The 15,337-nt window shown below is 68.9% G+C and carries 16 protein-coding genes; 7 read left to right on the top strand and 9 right to left on the bottom strand.

Annotation, left to right across the window (positions count from 1 at the left end):
• Nucleotides 1–79: 79 nt before the first annotated feature.
• A complete protein-coding gene (locus NBT81_RS02515) occupies nt 80–1,057 on the top strand; it encodes an LLM class flavin-dependent oxidoreductase (RefSeq protein WP_338740820.1) in 978 nt (325 codons plus the stop codon).
• On the opposite strand, the gene NBT81_RS02510 is transcribed toward NBT81_RS02515, so the two are convergent.
• Entirely contained in the window at nt 1,054–1,512 is a 459-nt protein-coding gene (locus tag NBT81_RS02510) for an NOB1 family endonuclease (RefSeq protein ID WP_338740819.1), read from the bottom strand. The genes NBT81_RS02515 and NBT81_RS02510 overlap by 4 nt on opposite strands.
• Nucleotides 1,513–1,758: a PRC-barrel domain-containing protein gene (locus tag NBT81_RS02505; RefSeq protein WP_338740818.1), complete on the bottom strand. Its 246-nt coding sequence runs from the start codon at nt 1,756–1,758 to the stop codon at nt 1,513–1,515.
• A gap of 135 nt (nt 1,759–1,893) precedes the next feature.
• Here NBT81_RS02505 and infB point away from each other — a divergent pair, with 135 nt between their 5' ends.
• Complete coding sequence (gene infB, locus NBT81_RS02500) at nt 1,894–3,696, top strand: translation initiation factor IF-2 (RefSeq protein WP_338740817.1); 1,803 nt, start codon at nt 1,894–1,896, stop codon at nt 3,694–3,696.
• Between the two features lie 148 nt (nt 3,697–3,844).
• The gene (locus tag NBT81_RS02495; RefSeq protein ID WP_338740815.1) at nt 3,845–4,090 is read left to right on the top strand and encodes a hypothetical protein; all 246 of its coding nucleotides are present in this window, start codon (nt 3,845–3,847) and stop codon (nt 4,088–4,090) included.
• Here the strand turns inward: NBT81_RS02495 and NBT81_RS02490 are convergent.
• The 5 genes from NBT81_RS02490 to NBT81_RS02470 all read right to left on the bottom strand — a co-directional run bounded on the left by NBT81_RS02490 (nt 4,071) and on the right by NBT81_RS02470 (nt 10,153).
• Nucleotides 4,071–4,454, bottom strand: a complete 384-nt coding sequence (locus tag NBT81_RS02490; protein ID WP_338740814.1) for a DUF5811 family protein — start codon at nt 4,452–4,454, stop codon at nt 4,071–4,073. The genes NBT81_RS02495 and NBT81_RS02490 overlap by 20 nt on opposite strands.
• 168 nt (nt 4,455–4,622) lie before the next feature.
• Nucleotides 4,623–5,852, bottom strand: a complete 1,230-nt coding sequence (gene pan2, locus NBT81_RS02485) for a proteasome-activating nucleotidase Pan2 (RefSeq protein ID WP_338740813.1) — start codon at nt 5,850–5,852, stop codon at nt 4,623–4,625.
• A gap of 92 nt (nt 5,853–5,944) precedes the next feature.
• The gene (gene pepF / locus NBT81_RS02480) at nt 5,945–7,738 is read right to left on the bottom strand and encodes an oligoendopeptidase F (protein WP_338740812.1); all 1,794 of its coding nucleotides are present in this window, start codon (nt 7,736–7,738) and stop codon (nt 5,945–5,947) included.
• A gap of 577 nt (nt 7,739–8,315) precedes the next feature.
• Nucleotides 8,316–9,617 carry a tRNA pseudouridine(54/55) synthase Pus10 gene (locus NBT81_RS02475; protein ID WP_338740811.1) on the bottom strand — a complete coding sequence of 434 codons (1,302 nt, stop codon included), beginning with the start codon at nt 9,615–9,617 and terminating at the stop codon, nt 8,316–8,318.
• A 38-nt stretch (nt 9,618–9,655) separates the two neighbouring features.
• Nucleotides 9,656–10,153 carry a DUF4112 domain-containing protein gene (locus tag NBT81_RS02470; RefSeq protein ID WP_338740810.1) on the bottom strand — a complete coding sequence of 166 codons (498 nt, stop codon included), beginning with the start codon at nt 10,151–10,153 and terminating at the stop codon, nt 9,656–9,658.
• A gap of 96 nt (nt 10,154–10,249) precedes the next feature.
• Between NBT81_RS02470 and NBT81_RS02465 the strand changes: the two genes are divergently transcribed.
• Nucleotides 10,250–11,263: a phosphoribosylaminoimidazolesuccinocarboxamide synthase gene (locus tag NBT81_RS02465; RefSeq protein WP_338740809.1), complete on the top strand. Its 1,014-nt coding sequence runs from the start codon at nt 10,250–10,252 to the stop codon at nt 11,261–11,263.
• Nucleotide 11,264: 1 nt separating this feature from the next.
• On the opposite strand, the gene NBT81_RS02460 is transcribed toward NBT81_RS02465, so the two are convergent.
• Complete coding sequence (locus NBT81_RS02460; RefSeq protein WP_338740807.1) at nt 11,265–11,396, bottom strand: hypothetical protein; 132 nt, start codon at nt 11,394–11,396, stop codon at nt 11,265–11,267.
• Between the two features lie 114 nt (nt 11,397–11,510).
• Here NBT81_RS02460 and NBT81_RS02455 point away from each other — a divergent pair, with 114 nt between their 5' ends.
• The 3 genes from NBT81_RS02455 to purQ are packed head-to-tail and all read left to right on the top strand — an operon-like array spanning nt 11,511 to nt 12,993.
• Nucleotides 11,511–12,056 carry a pyridoxamine 5'-phosphate oxidase family protein gene (locus NBT81_RS02455; protein WP_338740805.1) on the top strand — a complete coding sequence of 182 codons (546 nt, stop codon included), beginning with the start codon at nt 11,511–11,513 and terminating at the stop codon, nt 12,054–12,056.
• Nucleotides 12,053–12,304, top strand: a complete 252-nt coding sequence (purS, locus tag NBT81_RS02450; protein WP_338740803.1) for a phosphoribosylformylglycinamidine synthase subunit PurS — start codon at nt 12,053–12,055, stop codon at nt 12,302–12,304. The genes NBT81_RS02455 and purS overlap by 4 nt, the downstream gene beginning before the upstream one ends.
• Nucleotides 12,301–12,993, top strand: a complete 693-nt coding sequence (gene purQ / locus NBT81_RS02445; RefSeq protein WP_338740801.1) for a phosphoribosylformylglycinamidine synthase I — start codon at nt 12,301–12,303, stop codon at nt 12,991–12,993. Before purS ends, purQ begins: the two co-directional genes overlap by 4 nt.
• On the opposite strand, the gene NBT81_RS02440 is transcribed toward purQ, so the two are convergent.
• On the bottom strand, nt 12,990–15,215 hold the full coding sequence (locus tag NBT81_RS02440; RefSeq protein WP_338740800.1) for a hypothetical protein: 2,226 nt from the start codon (nt 15,213–15,215) through the stop codon (nt 12,990–12,992). The two genes, purQ and NBT81_RS02440, sit on opposite strands and share 4 nt — an antisense overlap.
• Between the last annotated feature and the right edge of the window lie 122 nt (nt 15,216–15,337).

Here is a 15,337-nt window from a genome sequence, read left to right as displayed (position 1 = left end):
CCCACCACCGCCCCCGAGGAACAAAACGGACACGCCGGGGCACCGAAGGGTTATGCCTCGGGCGGGCACACGGGGAGGCGTGTCACGAACGCGCGGCGTCGTGCTCTCGGGTGGCGGGGTCGACGAGGCCCGCAGCGCCGCGATCAGGGCCGAGGATCTGGGGTACGACGCCTGCTGGACGGGCGAACTCTGGGGGCGAGACGCGTTCGTCGCGCTGACCGCGGCGGCCGAAGCAGTCGACCGGATCGACCTCGGCACCGCCATCGTCGACGTCTTCTCTCGGTCGCCGGCGACGCTCGCGGCCGCGGCGGCGTCGCTCGCGGAGGTGGCGCCGGCCGGTGTCCGACTCGGGATCGGACCCAGTACGCCGAAGGCCGTCGAGGACCTCCACGGCCGGTCGTACGATCGCCCGGTGCGTCGCCTCCACGAGACGGCGGAACTCGTCGCTGCCTTCACCGAGAGAGAGGGGCGTGTCACCTACGAGGGCGAGACGGTGTCGGTCGCGGACTTTCCGGCGCTCGACGCCGACGTGTCGGTGTACACCGCGGCGCTCGGGCCGGCCGCCCGCCGCGCCACGGGCCGGGTCGCCGACGGCTGGCTTCCCCACAACGTCCCCTTCCGGGAACTGGCGACGGCCTTCGAGACGGTCGCCGAGACGGCACGGGAGTCGGGACGCGCTCCCGAGGAGATCACCGTCGCGCCCTACGTCCCCGCAGCAGTCGCCAGCGACCCTACCGACGCTCGGGCGGCGATCCGGGGGCACGTCGCCTACTACGTCGGGAGCGGCGAGGGCTACCGCCGCGCGGTCGCGTCCGTGTTTCCTGACGCCGCCGAGCGCATCGCCGAGACCTGGAGCGCGGGCGACCGCGACGCCGCCCGTGACGCGGTGACGGCGGAGATGGTCGACGCGCTGGGCGTCGCGGGGACGCCCGACGGCGCGCGAGAACGGTTCGAGTCGGTGGCGTCGCTCGACGTCGTGGACCACCCCATCGTGGTCGTTCCCGAGGGGGTCGACGCGGCGACGAGGGAGCGAACGGTCGCGGCCCTCGCCCCTTAGGCGGGGTTCTTCCGCGAGAGGTCGCTCCCGCAGATCGGACAGCGGTCGCGGTGGTCGTCGAACTCGCGGCCACAGCCCTGGCACTGGAAGCGCCAGTCGCGCTGCTCGGAGATACCCTCGCGGGCGATCACCTCGACGGCGACGCCGAGGTGTTCGGCGACGTTCTGCATGGCGTAGTCGTCGGTGACGAGTGTCCCGTCGAGTTCGAACGCGGTGGCGACGAGACGCACGTCGGTGTCGGAGAGTTCCTCGCCGTCACCCGTCTCGATGGCGGCCCGTTCGATGGTCTCGACGGTGTTGTCCGCCGGGATGTGGATGTGCATCCCCGCGCCCTCCATCGCGTCGAAACGGTAGGCGCTCTCGTCTTCGAGTTCCGCCTCGACCGCGGGGATCGAGGCCATCGACTCGGAGGTGTGATACTCGTGGATGAACGCGGAGGAGTCGAGGACGTGCATCTACCGGTCGATGACGATGTAGTCTTTCACCGCCTGCACACGGGAGACGGGAACCTCGAGTCGGCCCTGGTCGTCCTGCTGGAAGCGGGAATCCGCGGCGGGGAACTCCTCGTTGGGGGAGACGAGCAGGTCGTTCAGCGCGCCCGTGTTCAGGTTCATGGTGATGTTGTACAGCATTCCGAGTTCGGTTCCGTCGGAGCCCATCACGGACTTCCCCGAGAGGTTTTCGGCGAGTACGTCGGACATAGGCTGGATATTCGGGGGCACGACCTTAAACGCCACGGGGTCGGGGTCGCGGCGGACGGGGACGGGGGAATGTTGAAAGACTTAACTTCGGTCCACGGCTCTTCTCCACCAAGCAACCTTCTGCCGGGGGACACCATGTCAGATTCGGACACACGCGACCGACCGGACGCGCTTCGAACCCCCATCGTCGCCGTGCTGGGGCACGTCGACCACGGGAAGACCAGCCTGCTCGATACGATCCGCGGCTCGGCGGTCAGCGAGGGCGAGGCCGGCGCGATCACACAGCACATCGGGGCGACCGCGGTCCCTCTCGACACCATCTCTGGGATCGCCGGCAGCCTCGTCGACCCCGACGACTTCGACCTGCCGGGGCTGCTGTTCATCGACACGCCGGGCCACCACTCCTTCTCGACGCTTCGCTCCCGCGGCGGCGCACTCGCCGACATCGCCATCCTCGTCGTCGACGTGAACGACGGGTTCCAGCCCCAGACGGAGGAGGCCATCGACATCCTCAAACGAACCGGGACGCCCTTCGTCGTCGCGGCCAACAAGATCGACACCACGCCGGGGTGGAACCCACAGGACGGCGAGCCGATCCAAGTGAGTTACGAGTCCCAGAGCGACCGCGCCCGCGAACGGCTCGACGAGAACCTCTACGAGATCATCGGCCAACTCTCGGACTCGGGCTTCTCGGCCGACCTCTACTGGCGGGTCCAAGACTTCCAGGGCAACATCGGCGTCGTCCCCGTCTCCGCGATGACCGGCGAGGGGGTGCCCGACCTCCTGACCGTGCTGATGGGGCTCTCCCAGCGGTACATGAAAGACCAGATGGCGATCGACGTGGACGGCCCGGGCGCGGGGACGGTCCTCGAAGTCAAAGAGGAGAAGGGATTCGGAACCACCCTCGACGCGGTGATGTACGACGGGACGATCCGCGAGGGCGACGAGATCGTCGTCGGCGGGACCGGCGACCCCATCGTCACCGAGGTGCGGGCGCTCCTCCAACCCAAACCCCTCGCGGAGATCCGGACCGAGAAGCGGTTCGAACGGGTCGACGCCGTCGCCGCCGCCGCCGGGGTGAAGATCGCGGCCCCCGACCTGGCCGAGGCCATGGCCGGCGCACCCGTCAGGGTCGTCCGTGACCGCGACCGAACGGCGGTCGTCGCGGACGTGGAATCCGAACTCGCCGAGATCGAGGTCGAGACCGAGGAGAACGGCGTCGTCGTCAAGGCCGACACGCTCGGCAGTCTGGAGGCGATCGCCAACGCCCTCGTCGACGCCGAGGTGCCGATCCTCCGTGCGGAGGTGGGCGACGTGGCGCCCCGCGACGTGGCCGTCGCCAGCACCGCCGCCGAGGCCGAACACCAGGTGATCCTCGGGTTCAACGTCGACGTCCTCGCGAACGCCGAACGGGAACTCGAGGAGGGTGACGTCCGCCTGTTCCACGACGACGTGATCTACCAACTCGTCGAGGAGTACGAGGCGTTCGTCGAGGAGCGCCAGCGCGCCCAACAGGAGACCGTCCTCGACAAGATCGTCCGGCCCGCCCGCTTTCGCATCCTCGACGACCACGTCTTCCGCCAGTCCGACCCCGCCGTCGTCGGCGTCGAGGTGCTCTCGGGCACCCTCCAGAACAACTCCTACGTCGGCGGCTTCGACGGCAACGAGTTCGACCGTGTCGGCCAGTTGAGCGGCATCCAGAAGCAGGGCGACGACGTCGACGAAGCGCGGGCGGGCGAACGCGTCAGCGTCGCCATCGGCGGCCCGACCGTCGGCCGCGGGATCGACGAAGGGGACGAACTCTGGGTCGACGTGCCCGAGAAACACGCGAAGATCCTCGAACAGGAACTGACCGACGAGATCACCGCCGACGAACTCGAAGCCCTGCAGGGGTTCCTCGACAACCACCGGCGGCGGGATCCGTTCTGGGGCAAGTAGACGACCCGAAGATCTCCGACCGAATCGGGATCGAATACCGCACTCGTATTATTCACGTAGGTTTTTCGAACGTTCGGTCGACGCCACGGGTACGGTCGGCGAAACGTTTTAGTCTGCAACCTGACGACTAGAATCCGAGGTGAGTCCGATGAGTGTTCGAACGACCCGGAGCGACAGTATCGGCCTGCCGACGACGACGTCCCGATACGATCTGTTGCTGGCACTGTTCCCGGTGCCGTTGCTCCTCGGGGCGTTCGTGTCGGCGATGACTTCGATTCCGACCGCCGTCGGTATCGGGGTCGGGAGCGTTCCGCCGGCGGTGGTGTTCTGGTACGCAATCTCGGTCGCCGCGCCGACGGAGCGGGAAAAGAGGGTCAGCGAGCGGTCGGCGTGATGCCGTCGCCGACGGCGTCCATCACTTGGAGCGCGGCACTCGCTGCCAGTCCGCGCGCGACTTCGTCGCGTTCGTCGGCTTCCAGTCCGGTTTCGAGGTCGTCGAGGTCTGGGGTGAACCCCGCGCTGACGGGGTGGCCCGCCGGCGGCCGGACGGCGACGGTCGCGGTCGGCCCGTTCGACCCGTAGGACAGTTCCGACCCGACGGTGTAGCTGTCGGGCAGGTACGACCGAGTCTGCGAGACGATGCCCGCCACGGCCCGCTGGAGGGACTGTCGCTGGTTCTGGGTGAGTTCGACGTCCGTCGACGGCTTTCCGGCGTCGACGACTCCCGGCGCGCCTCCGTACGGCGTGTTTCCATTCATCGCGGTCAGTTTGGGTATGGGGAGCGCGGCTAAAAAGCCGTCGCCGCCGCGAGAACTCGCCTCGAGTCGCCCCTCGGTGTTCGGGAGGCTCCCGGTGTCGCGGGGATGTCGGTACGTCCTCAGATCGGCGGCAGAAGGGGGTCGACGGAGTCGTCGACTCGGCCGGAGTCAGTACTGGTAGTCGGTGAAGGCCATCACGGGCCCGGAGTCTTCGTTGTCCTCGATCTTCGCCTTGGCGTCGCGGAAGTCGGCCATCGTGACGAGGGTGCGGTCGTCGCGGATGGCGAACATCCCTGCCTCCGTCGCGAGGGAGGCGAGGTCGGCACCGCTGTAATCCTCAAGGTCGTCGGCCACTTCAGCGAAGTCCACGCCGTCGTCGACGTTCATGTCGCGAGTGTGGATGCGGAGGATCTGGGCCCGTCCCTCGGCGTCCGGTTTGGGCACCTCGATGAGACGGTCGAACCGCCCCGGACGGAGGATGGCCTCGTCGAGCATGTCGAAGCGGTTGGTCGCGGCCATGATCCGGATCTCGCCGCGGTCGTCGAAGCCGTCCATCTCCGAGAGCAGTTGCATCATCGTCCGCTGGACCTCGGCGTCGCCCGACGTTTTGGAGTCCGTCCGCTTGGCGGCGACCGAGTCGATCTCGTCGATGAAGATGACCGCCGGCTGGCGCTCTTCGGCGAGTTCGAACAGGTCACGGACCAGCCGGGAGCCCTCGCCGATGAACTTCCTGACCAACTCGGAGCCGGCCATCTTGATGAAGGTGGCGTCCGTCTCGTTCGCGACGGCCTTCGCGAGCATCGTCTTTCCCGTTCCCGGCGGCCCGTGGAGCAGGACGCCCGACGGCGGGTCGACACCGACCTCCTCGAACAGTTCCGGCGTCAGGAGGGGGTCCTCGACGGCCTCGCGCACCTCGCGCACCTGGTCGTCGATGCCGCCGATGTCGTCGTAGGTGATCGTCGGCGACTCCTCGACCTCCATGGCCTGTGCCCGCGAATCCGTCTCGTCGTCGAGCACCGCCTGCACGCTGAAGGAGTCGTTGACGGCGACGCGGTCACCCGCCGCGAGTTCCTTGCGGATACGCGGGGACGGTTCGGTGAGTACCTCTTGGTTGTTGCCGTGCTGTTTGATGATGACGCCGTCGTCGGCCACCTCCTCGACGGTGGCGACGTACAGCGACGAGGTCTTCAGCACTTCGTTGCGTCGCTTGAGGTGGTCGACCTCCTCCATCAACTCCTCGCGACGGTCGTCGGTCTCGTCGAGGCGCTCGGACAGTTCTTCGTTCACCCGGACCATCCGCTCGAAGTGCTGACGAATGGCGTCCAGCCGCTCCGCGTCGGACATCTCGGGATCCAGATCCAACCGCGGGCGGTCCGGAAGCGACGGACTCCGTGACATTGGTTGTCCGTGCTACGTAGCGGGCGTAAATGTGCCTTTGGGTACGCGAACCCGCCGAGCGCCGAGACGCCGCCGACGGTACCGGTGTGGCCCTACCGGACCAGCCGCGCCATCTCGTCGAGCGTCTCGTCGTACGTCTCGAGTGCCGTCTCGATGTACCCGGCGTCGGTCGTGTCCACGCCCGCCCGTTCCAGCACCTCCGCCGGATAGGCGGAGCCGCCCATCCGCAGCGCCTCGCGGTAGTCGGCGGCGGCGTCTTCGCCCTCGGACCGGATCCGGTCGACGATTGCCGTCGCCGCGCTGATGCCCGTGCTGTACTGGTAGACGTAGTAGCCGTAGTAGAAGTGGGGGATGCGCATCCACTCGCGGGCGATGCGGTCGTCGACGACCGCCGGCTCGTAGAAGTCCGCCTTCAGGTCGCGGTAGAGTTCGTCGAACCGGTCGGGCGTGAGCGCGCCGTCGTCCTCGACTATCTCGTGGATCCGGAGTTCGAACTCCGCGAACATGGTCTGGCGGAACAGCGTCGACCGGAAGCGTTCGAGATACTCGTCGAGGACGTGCCGGCGGACCGCCTCGTCGTCGACGGTCCTCAGTAGGTGGTGGGTCAGGAGCGTCTCGTTGACCGTGCTCGCCACCTCGGCGACGAAGATGTCGTAGTCGCTGTACTGCCACGGCTGGGCCTCGTTTGTCAGTTCCGAGTGCATCGAGTGGCCGAGTTCGTGGGCCAGCGTGAACATCGACGACACGTCGTCCTGGTAGTTCATGAGGATGAACGGCTGGGTGTCGTACGTGCCCGCCGAGAACGCACCCGACCGCTTGCCGCGGTTCTCGTAAACGTCAACCCACCGGGAGTCGAGTCCCTCGGCCATCCGCGCTTGATACTCCTCGCCCAGGGGTTCGACCGCGTCGACGACGTACTCGACCGCCTGCTCGTAGGGGATTTCCGGCGGGTCGCCGCCGGCCATCGGCGCGTAGAGGTCCCACATCCGCAGGTCGTCGACGCCGAGGGCGTCGGCCTTCAAGGCGGCGTGGCGGTGGAGGTAGTCGAGGTTCGCCCGCACCGTGTCGACGAGCGTGTCGTAGGCGTCGACGGGAACGTTCGGGCCGTCGAGCGCCGCCTCGCGGGCGGTGTCGTAGTTACGGGCGCGGGCGAGTTTCACGTCCGAGGTCACGCTCTTTTTCAGCGCCGTCCCGACGCCGTTACGCACGTCGGCCCAGCGGTCGTAGAAGGCCTCGTGGACTTCGCGCCGGAAGGCGCGGTCCGGGTTCTTCTGGAGTTTCGTGAAGTTGCCGAGCGTGATCTCGACGGTCTCGCCGTCGGGGTCCTCGACGGTCGGGAACTCCATGTCCGCGTTCGAGAGCATGGAGTAGACGTCGCTCGCAGCGTCGGTCACGTCCGAGAGGTCGGCCAGCAGTTCCTCCACCTCCTTCGAGCGGGTGTGGGGCTTCGCACGGAGCACGTCGTCGAAGTAGTGGTCGTACTCGGCGAGGGCGGATTCGGCGTCGACGAAGTCGTCCAGGTCCTCGCGGTCGAGTTCCTGCAGTTCGGGTTCGACGAAACTCGCGGCGCTCCGGGCGTCGGCCGCGAGCGACTCCGCCCGGGCCGACATGGCCTGGTACTCCCCCTCCCTGGTGTCCTCGCTGCTCCGCAGGTTGGCGTAGGTCGACACCGTCGACACGTCCCGCAGGAGTTCCTCCCGGAGTTCGAACAGTTCCAACAGCGTCTCGGGGCTCTCGGTCACGCGCCCTTCGTAGGCCGCGAGGTCGTCAATCCGGTCGGAGACGTCGGCGAGGGCCGCCTCCCAGTCCTCGTCGCTCGCGAAGATACTCTCCAGATCCCACTTGTTCTCGTCGTCGATGTCGCTCCGTTCGGGAACCGAACTCATCGGCGGGCGTTGGGAGGCGGTCGCCGTAAGGGTTCGTATGTTACGGGCGCAGCGTCGCACGCGTGATCGACGCTATCAGAGCCATTCGTCCTCACTGTGTCGTGACTTCGGGATGTGTTCGTAGTATCTGACGCCGGTACGACAGTCGCCACAACACTCGGAGTCTCCGGGACAACCCGGATGGCGACCCGACATTCCGTCCGGATGTACGATCGCGATATCTTCGGCGAACTGCTCCGCCAGATCGTGATAACGGTCGCAGTTTCGCCAGAACCTCGAGGCGGCGCTTGCCGTGTGCCGTCGCTCCGTCGTCCCGGTGGAGTGAGACGTTCGTTCGGTCATGGTTGGGTGGTGACCGGAACGGACACCCAACGGCGCGGGGACGCCGGCGACGCCCGCAAGACGTCCGGGGTGCGGTATCGGTCGGCGATCCGGAGTCGGACCACCAGACTGCGAGACGGCACCCCTCTCTCACGGGGCGGTTCCGTTCCGATCTCTGAACCCCAAACCGGGACCGGGAAGACCCATACTGCGCTGTTCCCGGCAGAAGAGTATAAATTTGGCGTGCGAAGTCGGGTTACAGGAAGTACGCCTCGTCCTCGAAGGGTTCGGCCTCGCCCTCGACGGCGAGGACGTCGAGGGCGGTGACCCGTGCGCCGACGCCGAGCAGTCCGGCCAAGCTCGGCTCGGTGCGTCCCTCGTCACCCGAGACGAGTTCCTTCACGTAGAGGCCGCCGGCGCCGTGGACCTCGACGGTCGCGTGCCGGGGGTCCTCGAGGTCGCCGTCGGCGCCGTACACCTCGCGGGTCCGGGTCAGGTTCGCCCGGCGGTGGTCGACCCGGCTCGGCGTGTACTGTTCGATCGTCGCGCCGTCGAGTGTCGAAAGCGCCGTGTCGAAGTCGTCACCGTCGACGTCGGCGTCGAACTCGACGGCTGCGCGGTAGGTCTTGCTCGCGTCCAGTCCCTTCACGCGCTCGACCATCCCGTGTGTCGCCAGCCGCAGTCCCTCCACCTCCACCGCACCGTCGGCGAAGGCGTTCACGTCCGCTTCGAGGCGGTCGACGTCGACCCGGCGGCGACGTGGCTCTTTCACCTCGACGACGAACGGCCGGCCGGTGCCGAGCATCCGGGCGTCGACGTCCTCCCGGCCCGCGCCGTGGAAGACGGCGTCGACGCCGTCCATCACGTCCTCGACGACCGGCGCGGTCAACTGTTCGACGCTGCGCTCGTAGAGGTAGCCCGATCCATCGCAGTGGTCACAGGGCTCCCGCCCCTGCCGGCCGCTCCCCCGACACTCCCGGCAAGGCCACTCCGTCTGGGGGATGTCGCGTTCGAGTTTTCGGTACCGGCCGTAGACGAACGCGGAGTTGATCTCCGTCTCGACGCGGTCGGCCGCGAGGTCGAGGACGAACTGCACGTCCGGGCGCTCGAAGTCCACCTCGGCGTCGACGAGGCGACCGACCCGTTTGCCGACCTCGCGGTTGAACTCCATCTTGAAGGGCTCGCCCGCGGCGTCGCCGTCCGGGTCGACGTCGGGGTCGCGCCCGACCTCCTCACGGAGCAGTCGCTCGTTCTCCTCGATCAGCGGCGGCGTCCGGGTGCCGACCTGGTAGGTGTCGAACTCGACACCCTCGACGGATTCGGCGGCACGGGCGGCCCAGTCGTCGAACTCGCCACACAGCCCCTCACAGACCCAGCAGTCCTCGACGGCGACGGGGTCGAAGTCGTCGTCGTCGTCGAGGGCGGCGGCGACGCGGAGCGACCGCCCCCGCTCGGCGTTGGTCAGTCCGAAACTCCGGTCGGCGAAGACGCGCCCGAGACAGGCGTCACAGACGGGACCGGTCGCGGCGAGCCGTCGGGCGTCGTCAAGGAGGCTCATACCGGTCGAGGGGTCGGCTCGCGTAACTGTCTTGCCATTCAGACCACCCCAGCGAGCCACCACCCGAACGCGACGGCCCCGGCCAGCGCGAGGCAGCCGAGCAGGGCGACGAGGATCCCGGCCCGCCACAGATACCGGCGGTCGGCGGCCGCGCCCGCGGGGTCGGCGAGACGGGCGTCGATGAGACGGGTCGACCGCAGGTTCGCCTTCCAGTAGGCGTCGAACAGGTCGCCGAGGAGGGGGATCGAGCCGACGGCAGCGTCGATCCACAGCGTCAGGACGATCCGCCCGAGCGTCGCCCGTGGGACGCGTGTGCGGACGGCGACGACGAGGACGTACGCCGAGAACGCGAGGCCGGCGGCGTCGCCGACGACGGGGAGGAGACCGATCAGGGGTTCGACGCCGACGCGGTAGGTGGTGCCGGGGACCCGGATCGAGTCGTCGAGGAGGTGGCTCACGTCCCTGAGTCGCCGGAGGTCGGCCGCGACGTCGGGGTCGGCGGGGGCGTTCTCCGACGGGGCGGGCGGACGGGGCACGTCCGATCCGTGGCGCGCCGGGGTGAAAGCGTTCGGGGTGGCGTCCGAGCTGGAAAACTGAAAGGTTCTTGCCGGCGGCGCGCGCGAGACCCACACATGACGAGCGTCAAGGAGTTCCGCGTCGAGCGCGAACCCACGGCGACGGCGACGGGGCGCGGACGCTTCGACTTCACCGACGACTACTCGGTCTTCGACTGGGGGGCGATGCCCGACCGGATCCCGGAGAAGGGCCGGAGCCTCTGTACGATGGGCGCGTTTAACTTCGAACTGCTGGAGTCCGAGGGCGTAGCCACCCACTATCGCGGTGTGGGCCCGGACGCAGTACCACTGGGTGCGCTCGACGACGCGCCGCGGGAACTCGCCATCGAGCTCGTGCGGGTGCCCGACCTCCCCTTCGAGGATGAGGCGTACGACTACGACGCCTTCCACGGCGCGGCCGGAAGCAACTACCTGATCCCACTGGAGATCGTCTTCCGCAACACCGTCCCGGTGGGGTCGAGCCTCCGGACGAGGGGCGAACCGGAAGAGTACGGGCTGGACCTGTCCGCGTGGCCCGAGGGACCGGTCGACCTCCCCGAACCGGTGGTGGAGTTCTCGACGAAGTACGAGGAGCAGGACCGCTACCTCGACCGCGCCGCGGCCGACCGGATCGCGGGCGCGGCCGACCTCGACGCCCTCGACACCCTCGCCCGCGAGGTGAACCGTATCGTCACCGAGCGCGCGGCGGAGGCCGGGTTCGTCCACGAGGACGGCAAGATCGAGTGTTGCTACGTCGACGGGACGGTGAAGGTCGCGGACGTGGTCGGGACGTTCGACGAGAACCGCTTCGCCTACGGCGACCAGGAGGTGTCCAAGGAGGTGGTGCGCCAGTACTACAAGCGCGCCGACCCCGAGTGGGTCGAAGCCGTGAGCGAGGCGAAAGCCGAGGCGGACCGTCGGGGCGTCGCCGACTGGCGCGGGCTCTGTGCGGTCGACCCCGACCCCCTCCCGTCGTCGGTCGTGACCGCCGTCTCGGAGCTGTACGCCGCGGGCGCGAACGCCTACACCGGCGGGGCGTGGTTCGACGCGCCACCGGTCGACGACGCCGTCGACGCCGTCCGCGACCTGTAGCCTACGGGAGGACCGACGGCCACGGCAGGTCGCGCAACAACAGCGTCGCGAACCGGTAGAGCGCCGCCGCGACGAGCAACGACAGCAGGATCAAAATGAGGTGGTGGATGCTGTCGAGGCTCCGGACGGACATACCGGCCGTAGGTGGGCGAGACACATGTAGGGTTCGGACGGTTCGGAGGTGGCGGTGTCCGGTCGTGGTCCGTGTACCGTGTATTTTTTATCGATATGATCACGACACCGTCGGATGAGGCGTCTCGACAGGGACGAAATCGACGAGGTCCTCGTCCGGAACGGTATCGGCCTCCTCGCGATGGTCGACGACGGACGACCGTACGCGGTTCCGATGTCGTTCGGGTACGATGCCGACCGGATGGTGTTTCCGATGCAGTGGGGCGGCGGACGGCAGAGCCGGAAGAGTCGGATCATCGAGTCGAATCCGAACGTCTGTCTCACCGTGTACGAACAGGGCGACGACGACGAAGCCATCTGGCGAAGCGTCGTCATCACGGGTGAACTGTACGAGATAGCGGACGACGAACGGGAGCAAGCCTACGCGAGTTTGGCCGCGAACGCCGAGTTTCCCCCGACTTCGGCGTCTGGGGCATCCCCTTCGATGACGTCGAGTTCCGCCTGTTCGGGTTGGACACGGACGATTGCAGCGGACGCGAGTTCGCGACACAGTACGGAGGCTGGGACTGAACGCGTCGACGCAGTCCCGAAGGGACGGTCGTGTGCGCCCGGGCCACTCCAAAACGGCTTTGCCCCGTGGCCACCCACGGTCGACCGATGACGGCATACACCGCGACGGTCACGGTGCGACTCAAACACGGGGTCCTCGATCCCGAGGCCGAGACGACCCAGCGGGCGCTCGAACGACTCGGGTTCGAACTCGACGACCTCCGGTCGGCCGACCGGTTCGAGGTAGACCTCGACGCGGAGGACAGGGAGGCAGCGCGCGACCGGGCCGACGAGATGGCCGAACGACTACTGGCGAACCCGACCATCCACGACTACGAGGTCGAGGTCGCGGACCGATGACGGTCGCGGTGATCCAGTTCGGCGGCAGCAACTGCGACCGCGACTCCGTGCGCGCGCTCTCCCACCTCGGGATCGACGCCGACCGCGTCTGGTACGAGGACGGCCTTCCCGAGGACGCGACGGGCGTGATGCTCCCCGGCGGCTTCTCGTACGGCGACTACCTCCGTGCCGGTGCGATGGCGGCTCGTACCCCGATCATCGACGAAGTGCGCGAGGCGGCGAGCGATGGTGTTCCCGTCTTGGGCGTCTGCAACGGCGCACAGATCGGCTGCGAAGCCGGCCTCACGCCGGGCGCGTTCACCGTCAACCGGAGCGCACGCTTCCAGTGTGAGCGGGTCCACGTCCGGGTGGAGACGACGGACTCGCCCTGGACGCGGAGGTACGACGAGGGACGGGTGCTGGAACTCCCCATCGCCCACGGCGAGGGCCGGTTCGAGGCGAGCGACGACACCTACGAACGGCTGGTCGACGAGGACCGGATCCTGTTGCGGTACTGCGACGCCGAGGGTGCGGTCACCGACGACGCCAACCCCAACGGCTCGCGGGACAACGTGGCCGGCGTCGTCGGCGAACAGCGCACGACTACGGTGATGATGCCCCACCCCGAGCGGGCGACACTCCCCGACCTCGACGGGACGGACGGGACGGGGATCCTCCGCGGGTTCGAAGCCACGCCGGTGACCGTCTAGAGCTTTTCGGCGGCCGCCGCCTGGTTCGCCCGTCGCTGGGCCTCCCGCAACTGCCGGTCCGTCGCGGCCGCCCGGTCGGCCGGCAGCGTGTCGCGAAGCCCCTCGAAGCGTTCGACCGCGCGTTCGAGGTTCGACGCCAGCGCCGAGAGCGCCCGGTCCGACCCGCGCCGGTCGCCCGACTCGGCCCGCTCCGCCGCGCGGCCCGCCGCGCCGCTGACCGCCTCCAGCGCTCGGAGCAGGCCGCCGAGAGTCTGGGTCGTCCCGCCGCCACCGGACGTGTCGTCGCCGCCGCCCTCGTCCGCGTCGTCGTCCCCAACTTCGCCGAGGTGGTTCGTCGTCTCGCCGACCAGCGTCTCGACGAACGACGCCAGCGACGCCGTCCCCGTCCGCGGGCGGGCGATCCGGATCGGGTCGGTCCCCGAGGGGTTGACCCGGAAGGCACCGACGGCGTCGTCGACGTCGCGAACCTCCGCCGTGTACGCCCCGCCGCGGTGGACGTAGACGGCGTCGGGGCCGTCGACCGACGCCTCGTAGAGTCGGCCGCCGAAGTCGTCGTCGACGGCGAACGTCTCGAGGTCCGCGTCGGCACCGTCCGCGTCGACCTCCACCTTGGTCGCCTCGCCGGCGGGGACGAGGGGAATTTCGCCCTCGACGCCCGCGAGGGTGAGGGTGTTCGACCCGTCGGTATCCGCCGACGTCGCCGTGTCCGCCGGCGTCCCGCCAGCCTCGCCGCCGTCGCCGACCGTCACCGGTTCGGTGTGGGGGGCGACGCCGGCGCCGTTGACCGTCAACTGGTGGTCGCCAGCCTCGACGCCGCGGAGCATCGCCACGCCGCGGAACGTCGGCGCGGCGACGGGGTCGCTCCGGAGGAGGGTGATCGCCTCGACGGAGGCGTCCGTCGTCTCGACGCCCTCGTCCTCGGGCGCGTCAGGCGACTGGATCGTCTCGGATATCGTCGCGACGAGATCGTTGATCGGTCCGGGTGGTTCGACGGCGTCGTAGCGATCGGACAGCGCCGACCGGTGTGCGGGTTCGGTGATGTCGGCGGCCGGATCGTCGTACCGCTCCTGGTTCCACGGCGTCCCAGCCGTCGTGATGTGGCCCGCGACGGCGTCCTCGGCGAACGCCGGGATGGCGAACTCGAAGCTTAACTGGGGGCCGGTGAACTCGTCGATGTCCTCGAGTTCGCGCGTCGGGACGAGGTCGTAAGTCACGTCGACGTCGTCGTCCGTCGACGACCCGCCGTCGGGGGCGAAGACGAACCCCGTCTCCCGGGCCGGGAGGTCGGTCGGCGGCGAGGCGAGGGCGTCGAACGACCGCACGGTCAGCGCCTCGGAGACGAGGGCGTCGCGGTCGGCCGACGGGAGGTCGGCGTGTTCGTAGATCGGTTCGTCGTCGAGTTCGGGGACGACGTAGGGGAGGCGCAGGCCCTCGTCGCGGGGGAGGCCGTACGCGGCCGGGAGTTCGGCCAACTGTTCGATGGCGCCGAGCGCCCGGTTCGTGATGTCGGCCGGGAGGTCGTCGAGGGGCAGGCGCTGGAAACTGTTCCGGCGGTCGTTCAGCGACAGGGCGCTGGAGTGCGAGCCGAGTTCCGAGAGGATTCGGGGGGCACGGTCGGGGCCCGGATCGAGGTGTTCGTTGTTCGGCACCCGCCCCGAGTGGGAACTCGCGACGAACAGTTGTGGCTCCTCGGTGTCGGTGTCGACGAACACGTGCAACACCTCCCAGTCGTGCCAGTGGAAGTTGGTGGTGAACTGGTCGAACGCGGAGTAGTACCAGAACTGGACGACCGCGAGCGGCGAGTCGCCGTACTCGACGACGTGGTAGAACACCGTCGGTTCCGGCGGATCGCTCGCCTCGTCGTACCGCCGGGTGTAGCCGTCGAAGGCGTCAAAGCCGTCGACGACCGTCCGACCGTCGCGCTCGCTCGTGTACGTCCGGGGGTCGGTCGGGAGCCACCGCTCGGCGGCGTCGAACGCGAACGTCGGCGCGAACCGCCCGGCCAGTCGACGCGCCGTCTCGGGGTCGGCCGACGTCGTGGGGGTAGGATCCTCGCCGTCGCCGCCGTCGCCCGGGCCGTCCCCGCCGTTCGAGGCCGGACAGCCGGCCAGCGACGCGGTTCCGGCACCCGCGAGGGCGGAGAGCAGCGACCGGCGGCGGAGGCCGGGCCGAGCCGGGTCCGGATCGGTGGGAGCGGCCGCGTCGGCGTCAGGGTCGGTCATTCGACTCACCCGGGCGGGTCGGACGGGGCGTCGGCCGGACCGAAAGAGCGTCCCGGGGTGGATCCGGGGTCGCGACTGCTCGGGACATAGGTCCACCTGCGGCCGGCGAGCGAAAGGTGTTG

The sequence above is a fragment of the Haloplanus sp. CK5-1 genome, assembly GCF_037201915.1.
GTDB lineage: Archaea > Halobacteriota > Halobacteria > Halobacteriales > Haloferacaceae > Haloplanus > Haloplanus salilacus.
The sequence above is the reverse complement of the archived record's forward strand: the minus strand, read 5'-3'. Positions and strand labels throughout refer to the sequence as shown.

Coding starts and splice junctions, on each gene's coding strand:
- NBT81_RS02510 (WP_338740819.1), bottom strand. CDS start 1,512: ATGCACGTCCTCGACTCCTCCGCGTTCATCCACGAGTATCACACCTCC.
- NBT81_RS02440 (WP_338740800.1), bottom strand. CDS start 15,215: ATGACCGACCCTGACGCCGACGCGGCCGCTCCCACCGATCCGGACCCG.
- purQ (WP_338740801.1), top strand. CDS start 12,301: ATGACGGTCGCGGTGATCCAGTTCGGCGGCAGCAACTGCGACCGCGAC.
- pepF (WP_338740812.1), bottom strand. CDS start 7,738: ATGAGTTCGGTTCCCGAACGGAGCGACATCGACGACGAGAACAAGTGG.
- NBT81_RS02505 (WP_338740818.1), bottom strand. CDS start 1,758: ATGTCCGACGTACTCGCCGAAAACCTCTCGGGGAAGTCCGTGATGGGC.
- NBT81_RS02475 (WP_338740811.1), bottom strand. CDS start 9,617: ATGAGCCTCCTTGACGACGCCCGACGGCTCGCCGCGACCGGTCCCGTC.
- NBT81_RS02465 (WP_338740809.1), top strand. CDS start 10,250: ATGACGAGCGTCAAGGAGTTCCGCGTCGAGCGCGAACCCACGGCGACG.
- NBT81_RS02460 (WP_338740807.1), bottom strand. CDS start 11,396: ATGTCCGTCCGGAGCCTCGACAGCATCCACCACCTCATTTTGATCCTG.
- infB (WP_338740817.1), top strand. CDS start 1,894: ATGTCAGATTCGGACACACGCGACCGACCGGACGCGCTTCGAACCCCC.
- purS (WP_338740803.1), top strand. CDS start 12,053: ATGACGGCATACACCGCGACGGTCACGGTGCGACTCAAACACGGGGTC.
- NBT81_RS02495 (WP_338740815.1), top strand. CDS start 3,845: ATGAGTGTTCGAACGACCCGGAGCGACAGTATCGGCCTGCCGACGACG.
- pan2 (WP_338740813.1), bottom strand. CDS start 5,852: ATGTCACGGAGTCCGTCGCTTCCGGACCGCCCGCGGTTGGATCTGGAT.
- NBT81_RS02455 (WP_338740805.1), top strand. CDS start 11,511: ATGAGGCGTCTCGACAGGGACGAAATCGACGAGGTCCTCGTCCGGAAC.
- NBT81_RS02490 (WP_338740814.1), bottom strand. CDS start 4,454: ATGAATGGAAACACGCCGTACGGAGGCGCGCCGGGAGTCGTCGACGCC.